Raw genomic sequence first — 15841 nt, forward strand, 5'->3', positions numbered from 1 at the left:
TCGCGGCAAGAATGTAGGGCGCCGGGACTAGCGGTGCGTCCTGCGCCGCGCCGGCCGTCCGGCAACGGGAGGTACTACATGACCACCGCCGGAGACATCATGCACCGCGGAGCCCAGTGGATCCCCGCACACGAGACCCTGGACCGCGCCGCGCAGCTGATGCGCCAGCTGAACGTCGGAGCACTCCCCATCAGCGACCAGAACGAACGGCTCTGCGGCATCCTCACCGACCGCGACATCGTCGTCGGCTGTGTCGCCCTGGGACACGACCCGACGACGATCACGGCGGGCGAGATGGCCAAGGGCACACCGCGCTGGATCGACGCCAATGCCGACATCGGTGAGGTGCTCGACGAGATGAAGGGGCACCAGATCCGCCGGCTCCCGGTGATCGAGAACAAGCGTCTCGTCGGCATGATCAGCGAAGCCGACCTGGCCCATCATCTGTCGGACGACCAGATCGCCGCCTGGGTCGAGAGCGTCTACGCGAAGAGCACGACGCACTGACCCGACCGACCGCTTCCCCGCTCCCCGCTTCGTCCCCCGCTCCCGCTTACGGAGTCACAGCCACCCGTTGCGCTTGAAGCCTCGGTAGAGGGTGACGCAGCCGGTGGCTATGACTCCCAGGACCAGCGGATAGCCGAACTTCCAGTGCAGCTCGGGCATGTGCTCGAAGTTCATGCCGTACACCCCGCACACCATGGTCGGCACGGCGATCAGCGCCGCCCACGCCGTGATCCTCCGCATGTCCTCGTTCTGCGCGACGCTGACCTGCGCCAGGTGCGCCTGCAGAATCGAGTTCAGTAGTTCGTCGAACGCGGCGATCTGCTCGGTGGCCCGCAGCAGGTGGTCGGAGACGTCCCGGAAGTAGGCTTGTATCTCCGGGTCGACCACCCGGATCGGTCGTGAGGTCAGTTCCAGGAGCGGGCGGGCGAGCGGGGCCACCGCCCGCTTCAGTTCGAGCAGTTCGCGCTTGAGCTGGTAGATGCGCCCAGGGTCGACGCGCGCGCCGTTCGCGGCGAACACATCGGTCTCGACCTGGTCGATGTCCGTCTGGACCGAGTCCGTGACGTTCAGGTAGTCGTCGACCACGTGGTCCGCGATCGCGTGCAGCACCGCGGCCGGTCCCTTGGACAACTGCTCCGGGTCCGCCTCCAGTTCCTCGCGCAGGGGGCCGAGAGAGCCGTGCCGTCCGTGCCGAACCGTGATCACGAAGTCGGCGCCGACGAAGACCATGATCTCGCCGGTGTGCACCACCTCGCTGGTCGCGGTCAGTTCGGTGTGCTCGACGTAGCAGACCGTCTTGAACACCGCGAACAGTGTGTCGCCGTACCGCTCCAGTTTCGGGCGCTGATGGGCCTCGACCGCGTCCTCGACCGCCAGCGGGTGCAGGTCGAAGAGCTCGGCGATGCCGGCGAACTCCCGCTGCGTCGGTTCGTGCAGCCCCAGCCACACGAAGCCGTGGTCGTGCCTGCGGACCTGCTTGACGGCCTCGACGACATCGCGGCCGCCGGGGGAGCGGACGCCCTTGTGGTACGTCACGCAGTTCACCACCGAGGTGCCCAGCGGGGAGCGGGCCGGATGGCTGAGGTCGACGCGGGGGCGCCTTCGGGCCAGCCGTGCCATCCTGCGGAGGCCGCCGACCTTGTCGAGGCCGGCGACCTTGCGCAGATTCCCTGCCATGGACATCTGGGTCTCCTTGCGTGGGTCTCCTCGCACCGCACTCCGTGCCGTGTCGCGCCAGTTTGCCAGGGCCGAACGAGTGCCGGGTAAGGCTGTGGGAACGGAACGTTCCGCTTCACTTGTAGACGTCATGTTCGATCCAACCGTTCCGATCCAACCGTTCCGATCCAACCGTTCCGATCCAACCGTTCCGATCCAACCGTTCCGATCCAACCGTTCCGATCCAGCCGTTCCGATCAGGTCGTTCAGATCCGGCCCTTCGGTGGAGCCATCCCGATCCGGCCCTCCGATCCGGTGGCCGTCGGGGCGACCTCGCGGACTGCTGGAGAGTCGCTATTAGTGACAAGTCGGCTAAATGGGATGATCGCGGCATGATGCGAACCGACGGGTATCTCCTCGACCACCGGCAGGCCGAGACGGGCCAGGGCCCCGACGCCTTCGCCACGCTCTTCGACCCCACGACGTTCCGGCACCTGGAGGGTTTCGGTCTGGGCTCCGGCTGGCGATGCTGGGAGGTCGGCGCGGGCGGCACGTCCGTGGTCTCCTGGCTGGCCAAGAAGGTCGGACCGACCGGCAAGGTCATGGCGACCGACACCGACATCTCATGGGCCGTCCCCTCGGTCACCCGCCCCCCGGTCGAGGCCCGCGTCCACCACGTGGGCGTGGACCAGCCGCCGGGGGACGGCTTCGACCTCGTCCACGCCCGGCTCGCCCTGGCCCAGGCGCCGGACCGCGAGCGAGCACTGCTGTCGATGATCAAGGCTCTGCGTCCCGGCGGACGGCTCCTGATCGAGGACGCCGACCCCGCCCTCCAGCCCCTGGCCTGCCTCGAGGAATCCGGCCCCGAGCACCAGCTGGCGAACCGGCTCCGCGAAGCCGTCCGCGCGCTGCTCGCCGAACGTGGAATCGACCCGGCGCACGGCCGCCGGCTCCCGCGCCTGCTGCGCGCGGCGGGACTGCGGGGTGTGGAGGCCGACGCGCACTTTCCCATCGCCTCGACGGCCTGTGCCGCGCTGGAGTCGGCGACGATCGCCCAGCTCCGCGAAGCGCTCGTCACGGCGAACCTCGCCACGGTAGAGGAGATCGACCGGCATCTGGCCAACGTGGCCTCCGGCGCGATGAACATCGCCGCCCCGCCACTGATCTCGGCGTGGGGACGGAAGGCGTAACGGCATGCTCAGACCCCGGCGAGGCACAGAGCCTCGACCGGCCGGCCAAGGCCCCGGGCTCGCACAGTGACGGACGCGGCCCACGCGGCCGCGGTCGCGCGGCCGACCTCGCGCGACCGCACGGCTGCCGTCACCGGCCTCAGTCGACTATGGCCCGCAGCCCGCAGCCCGCAGCCCGCAGCCCGCAGCCCGCAGCCGCGGCGAGCCACGGGCCGCAGATCGCACTCGACCACATGCCGTACGTCGCGACCGGCCGTGTGTCGCACGTCGCGGTCGGCCACGGGCACGGATCAGCCGGCCGTCGGCGGCCTTCCGCCCACCTTCTCCACCGCCTGCGCCCCCGCCCCGCACCCCTCGACCGCCGCTTCCTCGGCCTCCGCGCCCGCGAGCAGCGCGGCCAGGAACGCCCCGGTGAAGGCGTCACCCGCGCCGGTGGTGTCGCGGGGCGCGGCGGGAGCCGCCGGAATCCGCGACTCGACGCTGCCGCCGCGGGCGACCAGCGCGCCGTCGACGCCCTGCTTGGCGACGACCAGGGGAACGAGACGGCTCAACTTGGCCGCCGCGTCGCCCGGATCGGGCAGTCCGGTCAGCAGGCACGCCTCGTCGCGGCTGGGCAACAGCAGGTCGACCCCCTCGACGAGCGAGAGGAAACGGTCCACGCCCAGTCGCGTGAGGAACCCCGCCGACGCGGGATCGACGCTCACCGGCACTCCACGCGCGCGGGCCGCCTCCAGGGCCACGGACACCAGCGCGCGACTCGGCTCCGAGAAGAACAGGTAGCCCGACAGATGCAGCCGCGCGACCCCGTCGAGCAGCGACGGTGACCAGTCGTCAGGGTCGAACCGCAGCGCGGCGCCACTGTCGGTGAGGAACGTGCGTTCGGCCGCGTCGCCCGTGTCGACCAGGCAGATCACCGTCCCCGTAGCCGCGTCCGGATCGACGACCAGGTGGGGCAGTACCCCCGAAGCCCGCAGCTCCCGTTCGTGCCACTCGGCCCCGTCCATGCCCACGCGACCGAGCAGCCGCACGTCCGCGCAGCCCCGGTAGGCCGCCCAGCAGGCCACGTTGGCGCCGGCCCCGCCCGGCAGCGTTTCGATCGCGGAGGCCGTGTCGGTGCCCGGCGCGAGCGGCCCGCGGTGCCGGGCGACGACATCCGTGACGACGTCCCCCACGACGAGCAACGCCCCGTTCACGTCACGCCCCGGCCCAGGCCGCCGCGATCCGTGACGCGAGCCGCACGTTGCCGCGTACCGCCGCCAGGTTGGCGCTCAGGGAGGCGCCGTCGGTGTGCCGTACCAGATAGCCCAGCAGGAACGGTGTGACCGCCTGCCCTGTGACGCCCTCCGCCTCACAGGCCTGGAGCGCCTCGGCGAGCACGCGCGCGTGCAGCCCGGGATCGAGCTGCTCCTCCTCGGGCACGGGGTTGGCGACGATCAGCGCCGACCGCGGGCCGTCGAGCGCGTCCTGCGCCCGCATGACGTCCGCGACCTCGCCCGGCGACCCGAGCGTCCACTCCACCGGATGACCCGAGTCGGACAGGTAGAAGCCGGGGAAGCGTTCCGTGCCGTACCCGGCGACCGCGACGCCCAGCGTCTCCAGGCGCTGCAGGGTGGCCGGGACGTCCAGGATCGACTTCACGCCCGCGCACACCACCGTGATCCGGGTGCGTGCGAGAAGCCCCAGGTCGGCGGATTCGTCCTGGGTGACCGTCCACTCCCGGTGCACACCCCCGAGGCCGCCGGTCGCGAACACCCGTACGCCCGCCAGGGCCGCCAGTTGGGCGGTCGCCGACACGGTGGTCGCGCCGCTCACCCCCGAGGCCACCGCGAGGGGCAGGTCCCGGTGGCCGAGCTTGCGGATGCCGTCCTCGTTCGCGACCCGCTCCAACTGGTCCTTGCCGAGGCCGATGTGGGGCCGCCCGTCGAGCACGGCGATCGTCGCGGGTACGGCTCCCTCCTGCCGTACGACCTCCTCCAGCTCCAGCGCCACCTGCAGATTGCGCGGGCGGGGGAGCCCGTGCGCGATGATCGTGGACTCCAGCGCCACCACGGGTCGACGCGCGTCGACCGCTTCCCGCACCTCTTCGGACACCACTAGCACGCGCTTGTCTCCTGTCTGTCGTTCTTCCCTCATCCCTGGCGGACGGCGCGCCCGGCCAAACCCTTGCGGGTTGTGGTGCAGGACACCAGCCTGAGGTGCATGAATGAGAACACGACACGTCTCGACCATGTCGTCCTCTGGGTACAGGAGCCGATCGCCGCAGCCGACTTCTACGAGCAGGTCGTCGGCCTGGAGCCCGTCAGGGTCACCGAGTACGCGGAGGGGAAGGCCCCCTTCCCCTCCGTACGGCTCAACGACGAGACCCTCCTCGACCTCATGCCGCTGGCCGTGGCCGAGACCATGAGAATGGTGCCTGGCGCCGCCGACAGCGCGGGCCACCCGGTCAACCATGTCTGCCTCGCCCTGCCCGCCGACGCCTTCGACGAACTGCGCACGCGTCTGGAGGCACGGGTGGTCCCCGTCTCGGACTTCTCGTACGACTTTTTCGGCGCACGTGGACCGGCCCGGCGCAGCTTCTACTTCCGGGACCCGGACGGCAACGTGATCGAGGCCCGGCACTACGACTGAACATGATCGGTTTCCGGCCGGTCTCCGCACGCCGGAACGACCACCGATGACCGATTCGCGCCAGGGAGCTCGCCTCCGACACCTCACACGCACAGGCCACGCACGGGCACGCGAAGTCCCACCCATGGCCGCCTCAGAACAAGGGCTCCGGAAGCACCCCCTCCAGTGCCAGCAGCTTCCGCTTGGTCTCCAGTCCGCCGCCGAACCCCCCGATGCCGCCGTCGCTCTCGACCACCCGGTGGCACGGCACCACCACGGGCAGCGGATTCGACCCCATCGCGACCCCCACCGCCTGGGCCGCGCCCGGCTGCCCCACGCGCCGCGCCAGATCGCCATAGCCCACGACCGAGCCGTAGGCGACGCCGGACGCCAGCTCGCGCAGCACCTGACGGTTGAACCCGGAGATCAGCGACCAGTCCAGCGGCAGCTCGAAGGCGTGCCGCTCGCCCGCGAAGTACGCCTCGACCTGACGTATCGCCTCGGCCAGCTGGGGTGCGCGGGGGGCCTCCACGGGGGTGGTGCCGAGGCGGGAGGCGAGCCGCTCGAGTGTCCGGTCGCGCACCGCGTCCGTGGCGTGGAACACGACGTTCACCAGGCCGTCGTCCGTCGCCGCCAGCAGCAGCGGACCGATGTCCGAGCCGACGACGGCCCACACGACCTGCTGCTCGTCCTGCGCATGGCTGTTCATGGGACCACGGTACGGGCCCCCACTGACAACGACCGTGGTGTGCGCTCCGCCCCGGAACGCACACCACCGACCTCGGACCGCCTGTCAGCCCCGCGTGGCCTCTCTGACCACGTCCGGCTTGTTGGTGATGATGCCGTTCACCCCGTAGCCCGCCACCCGGCGGGCGTTGACCGCGTCGTTCACGGTCCAGGTGAGGATCTCCAAGGGCTTCCCGTGTGGACTCTTCAGCGCGTGGATCGCGGCCACATAGGAATCGGAGATGGTCGTGTACGAGGGGTTGATCTGGTCGCTGAACGTCGCGTAGTCGGGCAGGTCGACGATGTCAGGGGTGCCGAGGAAGCCGGTCTTCACCGCCGGGCGCAGCTCGTGGACCCGCCGGACGGTGTCGGCGCCGAAGCTCTGGATCACCAACTTCTCGAGGTGTGCCGGGTCGAGCCAGCCCTCGTTGCCGAGCACCTTCAGGGTCTCCTGCTCGATGCCCGGATAGAGCTGGGGGTTCTTGATCTCCAGGACGAGCTTCTGGTGGTTGCGTGACACGCGCCTCATGTACTGCTCCAGCGTCGGAACGCGCGCGCCCGCGTAGCTGTCGTTGAACCAGCTGCCCGCGTCCAGGCGCGCGATCTCGGCGGCGGTGAAGTCCGCCACGTTCCAGGGCGCGCGCTCCGGATAGAGCTCCTCGACGTTGGTCGTCCGTGCCAGCGTCGCGTCATGGAGGACGACGAGCCTGCCGTCCCTGGTGCGCTGGACGTCGTTCTCGACCCACTCGAAGCCCATCGCGTCGGCCTTGTCGACGGCGGCCAACGTGTTCTCGGGCGCATAGGCGGAAGCTCCGCGGTGCGCGACGACCAGCGGAGTGTCGGCTTCGGCGGCTGCCGCAACGGCAGCGGGAGTGGGGAGCAGGAGCACGGTGGCCCCCAAGAACGCTGTGGTCGCGGCGGCAACTGCGCGCACGTGCATGCGTACTCCTCGCGTCGATCGATCACGGTCAGCTCAAGAGTGACAGCAGAGGGTCAACAGCAGAGGGGCGCAGGATGACCACGAATTGAACGGAGTTGCCCAAGTCCGCTCACGGGCACCGCACAAGTGAGGCAAGGGCGTGTTTCTTTGCCGGAAAATCGTTCGACCATTCCGGTGGGGGCCATACTCTCTGCGACACCCCTGACCGCCGTGGCGGTCCCGGGGCCGGGGGCACCGCAGGGAATCCAGGGACGCGACAGGGCGGGAAAGGCAGCCGCGAATGCAGGGCACGGTCGACGGCTTCAGCTACGGACTCGTCACACCGGTGGTGGCCTATCTCATGGCCTGCCTCGGTGGTGCGCTCGGCCTGCGCTGCACCACCAGATCGATGCTCGTCGACGGCCGTTGGCGGATCGGCTGGCTCGCGCTGGGCTCGGCGGCCATCGGCTCCGGCATCTGGACGATGCACTTCGTGGCGATGATGGGGTTCAAGGTCCTGCAGACCCCGGTTCAGTACGACCCCCTGACCACCTTCGCCAGCCTCGCCGTCGCGATCGTCATGGTCGGCATCGGCATCTTCATGGTCACCTCCAAGGGGGCGACCGGGGCCGCGCTCTTCACCGGCGGCACCATCACCGGCCTGGGCATAGCCTCCATGCACTATCTGGGCATGGCCGGTATGCGCCTCAACGGCACGCTCGAGTACAACACCGTCACCGTGGCCGCGTCGGTCGTCATCGCCGTGGTGGCCGCGATCGCCGCCCTGTGGGCCGCCGGACAGGTCCGCGGCTTCCTGTGGAGCGTCGGCGCGAGCCTTGTCATGGGAATCGCCGTCAGCGGCATGCACTACACGGGCATGGCCGCCCTCAGTGTCCATCTGCACAGCGCCGCGGCCCCGGCCCCGGCCGACGGTTCCTCGTCCGCCGGTCTGCTCGCCCCGCTGATCATCGGCCCGCTGGTCTTCCTGCTCCTCGCGGGCGTCGTCGTGATGTTCGACCCTTTCATGATCATGGGCAGGTTCCACGGGAACCCGGTGGAACGGCGGCCCGGCATCCCCGCCCAGGCCACCGCGCACACCTGCCGGCGTCCGGAGTCACGCACCGGCCAGGAGCACCGCGAACGGAGTTCCCGCACCCCGCAGAACCGCTGATCGGAGCCCGTTGTCAGTGCGGGGTCGTACGGTGGATTCCATGCGGCCCGTTTCCAAGATCGAACGCACGGTGGCGCCCCTCGAGGTCGTCAGCCCCTTCCAGCCGAGCGGTGACCAGCCCACAGCCATCGCCGACCTCGCCCAGCGCATCGGAGCAGGTGAGAAGGACGTCGTTTTGCTCGGCGCGACCGGCACCGGCAAGTCCGCCACCACCGCGTGGATGATCGAGAAGCTCCAGCGCCCCACCTTGGTGATGGCGCCGAACAAGACGCTGGCCGCCCAGCTGGCCAATGAGTTCCGCGAGCTGCTGCCGAACAACGCGGTCGAATACTTCGTCTCGTACTACGACTACTACCAGCCGGAGGCCTACGTCCCGCAGTCGGACACCTACATCGAGAAGGACTCCTCGATCAACGAGGAGGTCGAGCGCCTGCGCCACTCCGCGACCAACTCGCTGCTCACCCGCCGCGACGTCGTCGTGGTCGCCTCGGTCTCCTGCATCTACGGCCTCGGCACGCCACAGGAGTACGTGGACCGCATGGTCCCCCTCCGGGTCGGTGCGGAGTTCGACCGGGACGAGCTGCTGCGCCGCTTCGTGGACATCCAGTACACGCGCAACGACCTGGCGTTCAGCCGCGGAACCTTCCGCGTCCGCGGCGACACCATCGAGATCTTCCCGGTCTACGAGGAGCTCGCCGTCCGCATCGAGATGTTCGGCGACGAGATCGAGGCCCTCTCCACCCTCCACCCCCTCACCGGTGAGATCATCAGCGACGACCAGCAGCTGTACGTCTTCCCCGCCTCCCACTACGTCGCCGGCCCCGAGCGCCTGGAGCGCGCCGCCAACGACATCGAGAAGGAGCTGGGGGAGCGCCTGTCGGAGCTGGAGAAGCAGGGCAAGCTCCTGGAGGCCCAGCGACTGCGGATGCGCACGACGTACGACCTGGAGATGCTCCGTCAGATCGGCTCCTGCTCCGGCGTGGAGAACTACTCGATGCACTTCGACGGCCGCGAGCCCGGCTCGCCGCCGAACACCCTGCTGGACTACTTCCCGGACGACTTCCTCCTCGTCATCGACGAGTCGCACGTCACCGTTCCCCAGATCGGCGCGATGTACGAGGGTGACGCCTCTCGCAAGCGCACCCTCGTCGACCACGGCTTCCGGCTGCCCTCCGCCCTCGACAACCGCCCCTTGAAGTGGGAGGAGTTCCAAAAGCGCGTCGGCCAGACGGTCTACCTCTCGGCGACCCCCGGTCAGTACGAGCTGTCCCGCTCCGACGGCCACGTCGAGCAGATCATCCGCCCCACCGGCCTGATCGACCCCGAGGTCGTCGTCAAGCCGACCGAGGGCCAGATCGACGACCTGGTGCACGAGATCCGCAAGCGCACCGAGAAGGACGAGCGGGTCCTCGTCACCACCCTCACCAAGAAGATGGCCGAGGACCTCACCGACTACTTCCTGGAACTCGGCATCCAGGTCCGCTACCTCCACAGCGACGTCGACACCCTGCGCCGCGTCGAACTGCTGCGCGAGCTGCGGGCCGGTGAGTACGACGTCCTCGTGGGCATCAACCTCCTCCGGGAGGGCCTCGACCTCCCCGAGGTCTCCCTTGTGGCGATCCTCGACGCCGACAAGGAGGGCTTCCTGCGCTCCGGGACCTCGCTGATCCAGACCATCGGCCGCGCGGCGCGCAATGTGTCGGGTCAGGTCCACATGTACGCCGACAGGATCACCCCGGCGATGGCGAAGGCCATCGACGAGACCAACCGGCGCCGGGAGAAGCAGGTCGCGTACAACAAGGCGAACGGCATCGACCCTCAGCCGCTCCGGAAGAAGATCAACGACATCGTCGCGCGGATCGCCCGCGAGGACGTCGACACGGAGCAGCTTCTCGGCACGGGTTACCGCCAGGGGAAGGACGGCAAGGGCGCCAAGGCCCCCGTCCCCTCCCTCGGTGGCAAGGCGGCCAGGTCCGCCAAGGGCAAGGCCAAGGGGAGCGCCCCGACCGACCGCCCCGCGGCCGACCTCGCCCAGCAGATCGAGGAGATGACGGAGCGCATGCGCGCGGCCGCCGCCGACCTGCAGTTCGAGATCGCCGCCCGGCTGCGGGACGAGGTCTCCGAGATGAAGAAGGAACTGCGGCAGATGAGGGAGGCGGGCCAGGCCTGACGGCCGGGCGGGCGCCGGAGGAGGGGGCGCGCTCCCGTGCGGGCGCCCTGTGTTGCAAGACCGACACAAAGTGCGACACCGGCTGCGGGAATGTCAGTGCCGCTGCGTAAGGTGCTGCACATCCGTGGACTCCACGGAAACAGGGGACAGTTCGAGAGGGGAATCAGCGCGTGACCGTCAACATGACCAAGGGTCAGGCCATCAGTCTGCAGAAGAACGACGGAGGCAGCCTGACCGCGGTACGCATGGGTCTCGGCTGGCAGGCTGCCCCCCGGCGCGGCCTGTTCGGATCCCGCACCCGTGAGATCGACCTCGACGCCTCCGCCGTGCTGTTCGCGGACAAGCAGCCCGTCGACGTCGTCTTCTTCCGTCACCTGGTGAGCGACGACGGCTCCGTGCGCCACACCGGCGACAACCTGGTCGGCGGCGTGGGTCAGGGCGGCGACGACGAGGCGATCCTCGTCGACCTGGCCCGGATCCCGGTCCACATCGACCAGATCGTCTTCACCGTGAACTCCTTCACGGGCCAGACCTTCCAGGAGGTGCAGAACGCGTTCTGCCGTCTGGTCGACGAGACCAACGGCCAGGAGCTCGCGCGCTACACCCTCGCCGGCGGCGGCCAGTACACGGCCCAGATCATGGCCAAGGTGCACCGCGCGGGCACGGGCTGGCAGATGACCGCCATCGGTACGCCCGCCAACGGCCGCACCTTCCAGGACCTCATGCCGGCGATCCTGCCGGTCCTGTAGGCAAGCACGACGCAGACGCAGCAAGCGACACAGGGGGACGAAGTCGATGACGGCCGAGCTGGTCCGGGGGCAGAACCATCTGCTGCCCGAGGTCCGACTGGAGATCCGCGTCTCGGCCGGCACGCCGATCGTGGCCGGGGCCACCCTCGGGGACGAGAACGGCCGTGTGCACGGCGTGGAGTGGGTCGCCCACCCGGGCGCGCCCACCCTGCCGGGCATCGAGGTTCCCAAACAGGCGGCGGCCGACCACCGCCTCGCCGTGGACCTCGACGCCCTGACGCCGTCCGTGCACCGGGTGACCGTGCTGCTCGCCCTGGCGTCCGGCAGCAGCGGCCCGGCGCGGTTCGGCGCCGTCGCCGCCCCTTTCGTCGCGGTCACCGGCCTGGACGGCTCCGAGGTCGCCAGCTACACCATCACCGACCTCGAGGCGGAGTCGGCCGTCATCGCCCTTGAGCTGTACCGCAGGCAGGGCGTCTGGAAGGTCCGCGCGGTCGGCCAGGGGTATGCGGGCGGCCTCGCCGAGCTGCTCACCGACCAGGGCCTGCCCCAGGCCCAGCAGCTCGCGGGCAGCATCCACGAGGCCGTGGCCCATGGCCTCGCCCGCTCGGTGGCCGCACCTCCGCCCCGGCTGGCGGACGCGGACCGCCCCCGTCAGACGGCCGCCCCGGCGCCGGGCCCCGACCAGGCCCAGAGCGGCACGACACCCCAGGGCCTGCCCGCGAACACCTCGCCGCAGCAGGGAGACCAGCCCACCTCCCCGTACGGCACCACACCCCCGTACAGCTCTCCTCCCGACGCCACCCTGGCCGACCACGCCTCGGCGCAGCACGGTGGCCCTGCCCCGGGCGACCCGTCCGTCGGCACCCAGCCCGCCGCGTCCACCGCCGGCGGCCCCGTCAACTACAGCCACCCCGGCCGTCAGACCACTGCGCCGCCCCCGCCACCGCCGACCGCGCCACCGGCGCTGCCGGGGCAGCCCGCGCGGCCCGTCGCCGGTGACGCGACCGGCTGGTCCATGGAGGAGCGGCTCTACAACCAGGTGTGGGGCATGTTCGAGGACCTCGCCCGCACCACCGCCGCGTACCGCAGCGCCGTCGACTTCGCCGAGTCGCGCCTGGAACAGGAGCTGGACAAGGTCCTGTCCGACCCGCGCAGCCGCATCAGCGGTCGGGGCGACGCCGCGCGCGAGGCCGCCCGCGCCAAGCACGCCCAGCTCGTCGACCGGGCCAGGGACGCCCTCGACCGCGACCTCGCCCAGCTCCGGGCCGAGGCCGATGTCGTCGAGCCCGCGCTGCCCCCGGCCTTCGCGAGCTGGGACAACCCGGTCTGGCACGGCTACCGGGTGCCGATGGAGATCCCGATGGCCCTGCGCCTGGGCGACCTCCATCTGCCGGAGAGCGAGGGCGTGCGCATCCCGATGCTGGTCCGGCTGCCGCTGGAGCGAGGGCTGTGGATCGACAGCGGCCGCTCCGGCTCGCGCGACTCGCTCGTCGACTCCGACGAGCTGCGCCGCCGCGCGCTGGACACGGCGGTGGCGCTCGCCGCGCGTCTGCTCGCGGTCTACCCGCCGGGCGAGTTCACCGTCCACGTCGTCGACGCGGCAGGGGCCGGCTCGTCCGCGCTGGCACCGCTGGTGGGCGCGGGTGTGCTCGCCGGACCGCCCGCTGCCGGAGCCGCGGGTGTCTCCGACGTCCTGGGGCGGCTCACCCAGCGCGTCGACCTCGTGCAGATGGCGGTGCGCGGTGGCGCGTCCGACGCATTGCCCCCGGGCTTCGACACGGCCGAGCAACTGCTGATCGTCAACGACTTCCCGCACGGCTTCGACGACCGCGCCGTCACCCAGCTCCGCTATCTCGCGGACGAGGGCCCGGCCGTCGGCGTCCACCTGATGATGGTCGCCGACCGGCAGGAAGCCGCCGCCTACGGGCCGTTGCTCGACCCGCTGTGGCGTTCGCTGATGCGACTCACGCCCACCCCTGACGACCATCTCGCCGACCCATGGGTCGGGCACGCGTGGACGTATGAGCCGTCGAGCATCCCGCCCGGAAGCCGGGTCATGTACGACGTTCTCGCCCGGGTCGCGGAGGCCCGCCGCTCCTGGAACAGGTGAGGAACTCCCCGTACCAAGCTCTCGTAAAGTTGCCTGACCTGCAGTTTTGATACTTTCTTTGCCTAGCCCTTTACCTGGTCTTGGTGATTGGGTACTCTTTTCGTGCGGAGGGGAGTACTCCCTACTTGCTGCGGCGTACCCGTCAATACGGATCAACCCTGATCCCGGGGCGTCGGCCCGGCGGCACCAGGCGTTGTGGAACGCCTCGGAGGACCGGGTGGAAGAGACCTCCGGTAGCGATGACGCTGCTATTTGCCGTTACGTACTGCCGGAGGCGCAGTGGATGTCTCAACGACCCTATGGGTCCTCACAGTTGTGGGCCTTGCCGCCCTCATCACGGTCGACTTCTTCATCGGCCGCAAGCCTCATGATGTGTCCATCAAGGAAGCCGGAATCTGGACGGTCGTCTGGATCGTCCTGGCCGCCCTGTTCGGACTCGGGCTGCTCGTCTTCGCCGGCGGCCAGCCGGCCGGAGAGTTCTTCGCGGGCTTCATCACCGAGAAGTCCCTGAGCGTCGACAACCTCTTCGTCTTCGTCCTGATCATGGCGAAGTTCTCGGTGCCCTCGCAGTATCAGCAGAGGGTGCTACTGGTCGGTGTGCTGATCGCCCTGGTGCTCCGCGCGATATTCATCGCCGCGGGCGCGGCGATCCTCTCCAGCTTCGCCTGGGTCTTCTACATCTTCGGCGCGTTCCTGATCTACACCGCCTGGAAACTGATCCAGGAGGCCAGGGCCGACGAGGCGGAGGAGGACTGGGAGGAGAACAAGCTCCTCAAGGCCGTCGAGAAGCGCTTCGGTGTCGCCGACCGCTACCACGGCACCAAGCTGTGGATCGAGCAGAACGGCAAGCGCGTCATGACGCCGATGCTGGTCGTGATGCTCGCCATCGGCACCACGGACGTCCTCTTCGCACTGGACTCGATCCCGGCGATCTTCGGTCTGACCCAGGACCCGTACATCGTGTTCACGGCCAACGCGTTCGCGCTCATGGGCCTGCGACAGCTGTACTTCCTCATCGGCGGCCTGCTGAGGAAGCTGGTCCACCTGTCCTACGGTCTGTCGGTCATCCTCGGCTTCATCGGGGTGAAGCTGGTGCTGCACGCCCTGCACGAGTCCGGCGTCCACGTACCGGAGATCTCCATCCCGGTCTCGCTCGGGGTGATCTGCGCGGTCCTGATCGTCACCACGATCACCAGCCTCATCGCGTCCAAGAAGCAGGCGCAGACAGAGGCCGAGGCGGCGCGGGAAAAGGTTGACGGCGCCGAGAAGGACAGCATCGAGGCCTGACGGAGGCCCGTACCGCACAGCGATCACTGATGGGGCCCCGCGCGAGGGAGACGCAGATCCACGGCGTCCACCGGGTGCGGGGCCCTTTCACGTCTGAAAGGATCACCGCATGCTCGCTCGGCTCCGGTCGCTCACGACGCGATGGACTGATGTCGTCCCGGTGGCCGCGGTCGTCCTGCTCGCTCTCACCTGGGGACGTGATCTGCCCGCAGCGGCCGTCGCCCTGGTGACGCTGGTGCTCGCGGGAGCCGTACTGGCCGCCGTCCACCACGCCGAGGTCGTCGCACACCGGGTCGGAGAACCGTTCGGCTCTCTTGTCCTCGCCGTCGCCGTCACGATCATCGAGGTCGCCCTGATCGTGACCCTGATGCTCGACGGCGGAGACAAGAGCGCGACCCTCGCCCGCGACACCGTCTTCGCCGCCGTGATGATCACCTGCAACGGCATCGTCGGCATCTGCCTGCTCGTCGCCTCACTGCGCCACGGACTCGCGGTCTTCAACCCCGAGGGGACCGGCGCCGCCCTCGCCACGGTCGCGACGCTGGCCACGCTCAGCCTGGTGCTCCCCACCTTCACCACCAGCAAGCCGGGCCCGGAGTTCTCCACGGCCCAACTCACTTTCGCCGCACTGTCCTCACTGGCTCTGTACGGCCTGTTCGTGGCGACGCAGACCGTGCGCCACCGGGACTACTTCCTGCCCATCACCCGGCTGGGCGAGGTGATCGCCGAGGACGACCATGCCGAGGCACCCTCGGCCCGCACCGCCAAAATCAGCCTCGGCATGCTCGGTCTGGCGCTCGTCGGCGTGGTCGGCCTCGCCAAGGGCGTCTCGCCGACCATCGAGTCCGGCGTCGACGCGGCGGGCCTGCCACACGCCGTCGTCGGTGTGATCATCGCCCTGCTCGTGCTGCTGCCCGAGACCATCGCCGCTCTGCGCGCGGCCCGCCGCGACCGCGTCCAGACCAGCCTCAACCTCGCCCTCGGCTCCGCCATGGCCAGCATCGGTCTGACCATCCCGGCCGTCGCCCTGGCCTCCGTCTGGCTCTCCGGACCGCTCGTCCTCGGCCTTGGCGCCACCCACATGGTGCTGCTCGCCCTGACCGTCGTGGTGGCCACGCTGACCGTCGTCCCGGGACGCGCGACACCTCTGCAGGGTGGAGTCCATCTCGTGCTGTTCGCGGCGTATCTGGAGCTGGCGGTGAACCCGTAGCACCGGTGTCGGTGAACCCGTGGCGCCGGTGTCGGTGAAC

General features: G+C 69.8%; 14 protein-coding genes. 9 read left to right on the forward strand and 5 right to left on the reverse strand.

The features are described 5' to 3' along the window. Positions 1 to 78: 78 nt before the first annotated feature. A complete protein-coding gene (locus OG622_RS37405) occupies positions 79 to 507 on the forward strand; it encodes a CBS domain-containing protein (RefSeq protein WP_371581053.1) in 429 nt (142 codons plus the stop codon). Positions 508 to 561: 54 nt separating this feature from the next. On the opposite strand, the gene OG622_RS37410 is transcribed toward OG622_RS37405, so the two are convergent. Next, positions 562 to 1689 carry a magnesium and cobalt transport protein CorA gene (locus tag OG622_RS37410; RefSeq protein WP_371581054.1) on the reverse strand — a complete coding sequence of 376 codons (1128 nt, stop codon included), beginning with the start codon at positions 1687 to 1689 and terminating at the stop codon, positions 562 to 564. Between the two features lie 365 nt (positions 1690 to 2054). Here OG622_RS37410 and OG622_RS37415 point away from each other — a divergent pair, with 365 nt between their 5' ends. Next, positions 2055 to 2852: a methyltransferase domain-containing protein gene (locus tag OG622_RS37415; protein ID WP_371581055.1), complete on the forward strand. Its 798-nt coding sequence runs from the start codon at positions 2055 to 2057 to the stop codon at positions 2850 to 2852. Positions 2853 to 3142: 290 nt separating this feature from the next. Here the strand turns inward: OG622_RS37415 and OG622_RS37420 are convergent, their stop codons facing one another. Further along, positions 3143 to 4045, reverse strand: coding sequence for a carbohydrate kinase family protein (locus OG622_RS37420; protein ID WP_371581056.1), 903 nt, complete (start codon positions 4043 to 4045; stop codon positions 3143 to 3145). A 1-nt stretch (position 4046) separates the two neighbouring features. Further along, positions 4047 to 4952 carry a pseudouridine-5'-phosphate glycosidase gene (locus OG622_RS37425; RefSeq protein WP_371581057.1) on the reverse strand — a complete coding sequence of 302 codons (906 nt, stop codon included), beginning with the start codon at positions 4950 to 4952 and terminating at the stop codon, positions 4047 to 4049. A gap of 99 nt (positions 4953 to 5051) precedes the next feature. Between OG622_RS37425 and OG622_RS37430 the strand changes: the two genes are divergently transcribed. Further along, complete coding sequence (locus tag OG622_RS37430; RefSeq protein WP_371581058.1) at positions 5052 to 5480, forward strand: VOC family protein; 429 nt, start codon at positions 5052 to 5054, stop codon at positions 5478 to 5480. A 133-nt stretch (positions 5481 to 5613) separates the two neighbouring features. Here OG622_RS37430 and OG622_RS37435 read toward each other — a convergent pair whose 3' ends face one another. Then, a complete protein-coding gene (locus OG622_RS37435) occupies positions 5614 to 6168 on the reverse strand; it encodes a methylated-DNA--[protein]-cysteine S-methyltransferase (protein ID WP_371581059.1) in 555 nt (184 codons plus the stop codon). 84 nt (positions 6169 to 6252) lie between these two features. Continuing rightward, positions 6253 to 7125 carry a glycerophosphodiester phosphodiesterase gene (locus OG622_RS37440; RefSeq protein ID WP_371581060.1) on the reverse strand — a complete coding sequence of 291 codons (873 nt, stop codon included), beginning with the start codon at positions 7123 to 7125 and terminating at the stop codon, positions 6253 to 6255. Between the two features lie 280 nt (positions 7126 to 7405). Between OG622_RS37440 and OG622_RS37445 the strand changes: the two genes are divergently transcribed. The 6 genes from OG622_RS37445 to OG622_RS37470 all read left to right on the forward strand — a co-directional run bounded on the left by OG622_RS37445 (position 7406) and on the right by OG622_RS37470 (position 15801). Next, positions 7406 to 8275 carry an MHYT domain-containing protein gene (locus tag OG622_RS37445; protein WP_371581061.1) on the forward strand — a complete coding sequence of 290 codons (870 nt, stop codon included), beginning with the start codon at positions 7406 to 7408 and terminating at the stop codon, positions 8273 to 8275. Between the two features lie 40 nt (positions 8276 to 8315). After that, on the forward strand, positions 8316 to 10445 hold the full coding sequence (uvrB, locus tag OG622_RS37450; RefSeq protein ID WP_371581062.1) for an excinuclease ABC subunit UvrB: 2130 nt from the start codon (positions 8316 to 8318) through the stop codon (positions 10443 to 10445). Positions 10446 to 10615: 170 nt separating this feature from the next. Continuing rightward, entirely contained in the window at positions 10616 to 11194 is a 579-nt protein-coding gene (locus tag OG622_RS37455; protein WP_351412277.1) for a TerD family protein, read from the forward strand. Between the two features lie 46 nt (positions 11195 to 11240). Continuing rightward, on the forward strand, positions 11241 to 13304 hold the full coding sequence (locus OG622_RS37460) for a TerD family protein (RefSeq protein ID WP_371581063.1): 2064 nt from the start codon (positions 11241 to 11243) through the stop codon (positions 13302 to 13304). Positions 13305 to 13583: 279 nt separating this feature from the next. Then, positions 13584 to 14591 carry a TerC family protein gene (locus tag OG622_RS37465; RefSeq protein WP_371581064.1) on the forward strand — a complete coding sequence of 336 codons (1008 nt, stop codon included), beginning with the start codon at positions 13584 to 13586 and terminating at the stop codon, positions 14589 to 14591. A gap of 109 nt (positions 14592 to 14700) precedes the next feature. Next, entirely contained in the window at positions 14701 to 15801 is a 1101-nt protein-coding gene (locus OG622_RS37470; RefSeq protein ID WP_371581065.1) for a calcium:proton antiporter, read from the forward strand. Positions 15802 to 15841 lie beyond the last annotated feature (40 nt).

The sequence above is a fragment of the Streptomyces sp. NBC_01314 genome (assembly GCF_041435215.1).
Classification (GTDB): Bacteria; Actinomycetota; Actinomycetes; order Streptomycetales; family Streptomycetaceae; genus Streptomyces.

Coding starts and splice junctions, on each gene's coding strand:
- OG622_RS37435 (WP_371581059.1), bottom strand. CDS start 6,168: ATGAACAGCCATGCGCAGGACGAGCAGCAGGTCGTGTGGGCCGTCGTC.
- OG622_RS37415 (WP_371581055.1), top strand. CDS start 2,055: ATGATGCGAACCGACGGGTATCTCCTCGACCACCGGCAGGCCGAGACG.
- OG622_RS37405 (WP_371581053.1), top strand. CDS start 79: ATGACCACCGCCGGAGACATCATGCACCGCGGAGCCCAGTGGATCCCC.
- OG622_RS37410 (WP_371581054.1), bottom strand. CDS start 1,689: ATGTCCATGGCAGGGAATCTGCGCAAGGTCGCCGGCCTCGACAAGGTC.
- OG622_RS37460 (WP_371581063.1), top strand. CDS start 11,241: ATGACGGCCGAGCTGGTCCGGGGGCAGAACCATCTGCTGCCCGAGGTC.
- OG622_RS37445 (WP_371581061.1), top strand. CDS start 7,406: ATGCAGGGCACGGTCGACGGCTTCAGCTACGGACTCGTCACACCGGTG.
- uvrB (WP_371581062.1), top strand. CDS start 8,316: ATGCGGCCCGTTTCCAAGATCGAACGCACGGTGGCGCCCCTCGAGGTC.
- OG622_RS37470 (WP_371581065.1), top strand. CDS start 14,701: ATGCTCGCTCGGCTCCGGTCGCTCACGACGCGATGGACTGATGTCGTC.
- OG622_RS37430 (WP_371581058.1), top strand. CDS start 5,052: ATGAATGAGAACACGACACGTCTCGACCATGTCGTCCTCTGGGTACAG.
- OG622_RS37440 (WP_371581060.1), bottom strand. CDS start 7,125: ATGCACGTGCGCGCAGTTGCCGCCGCGACCACAGCGTTCTTGGGGGCC.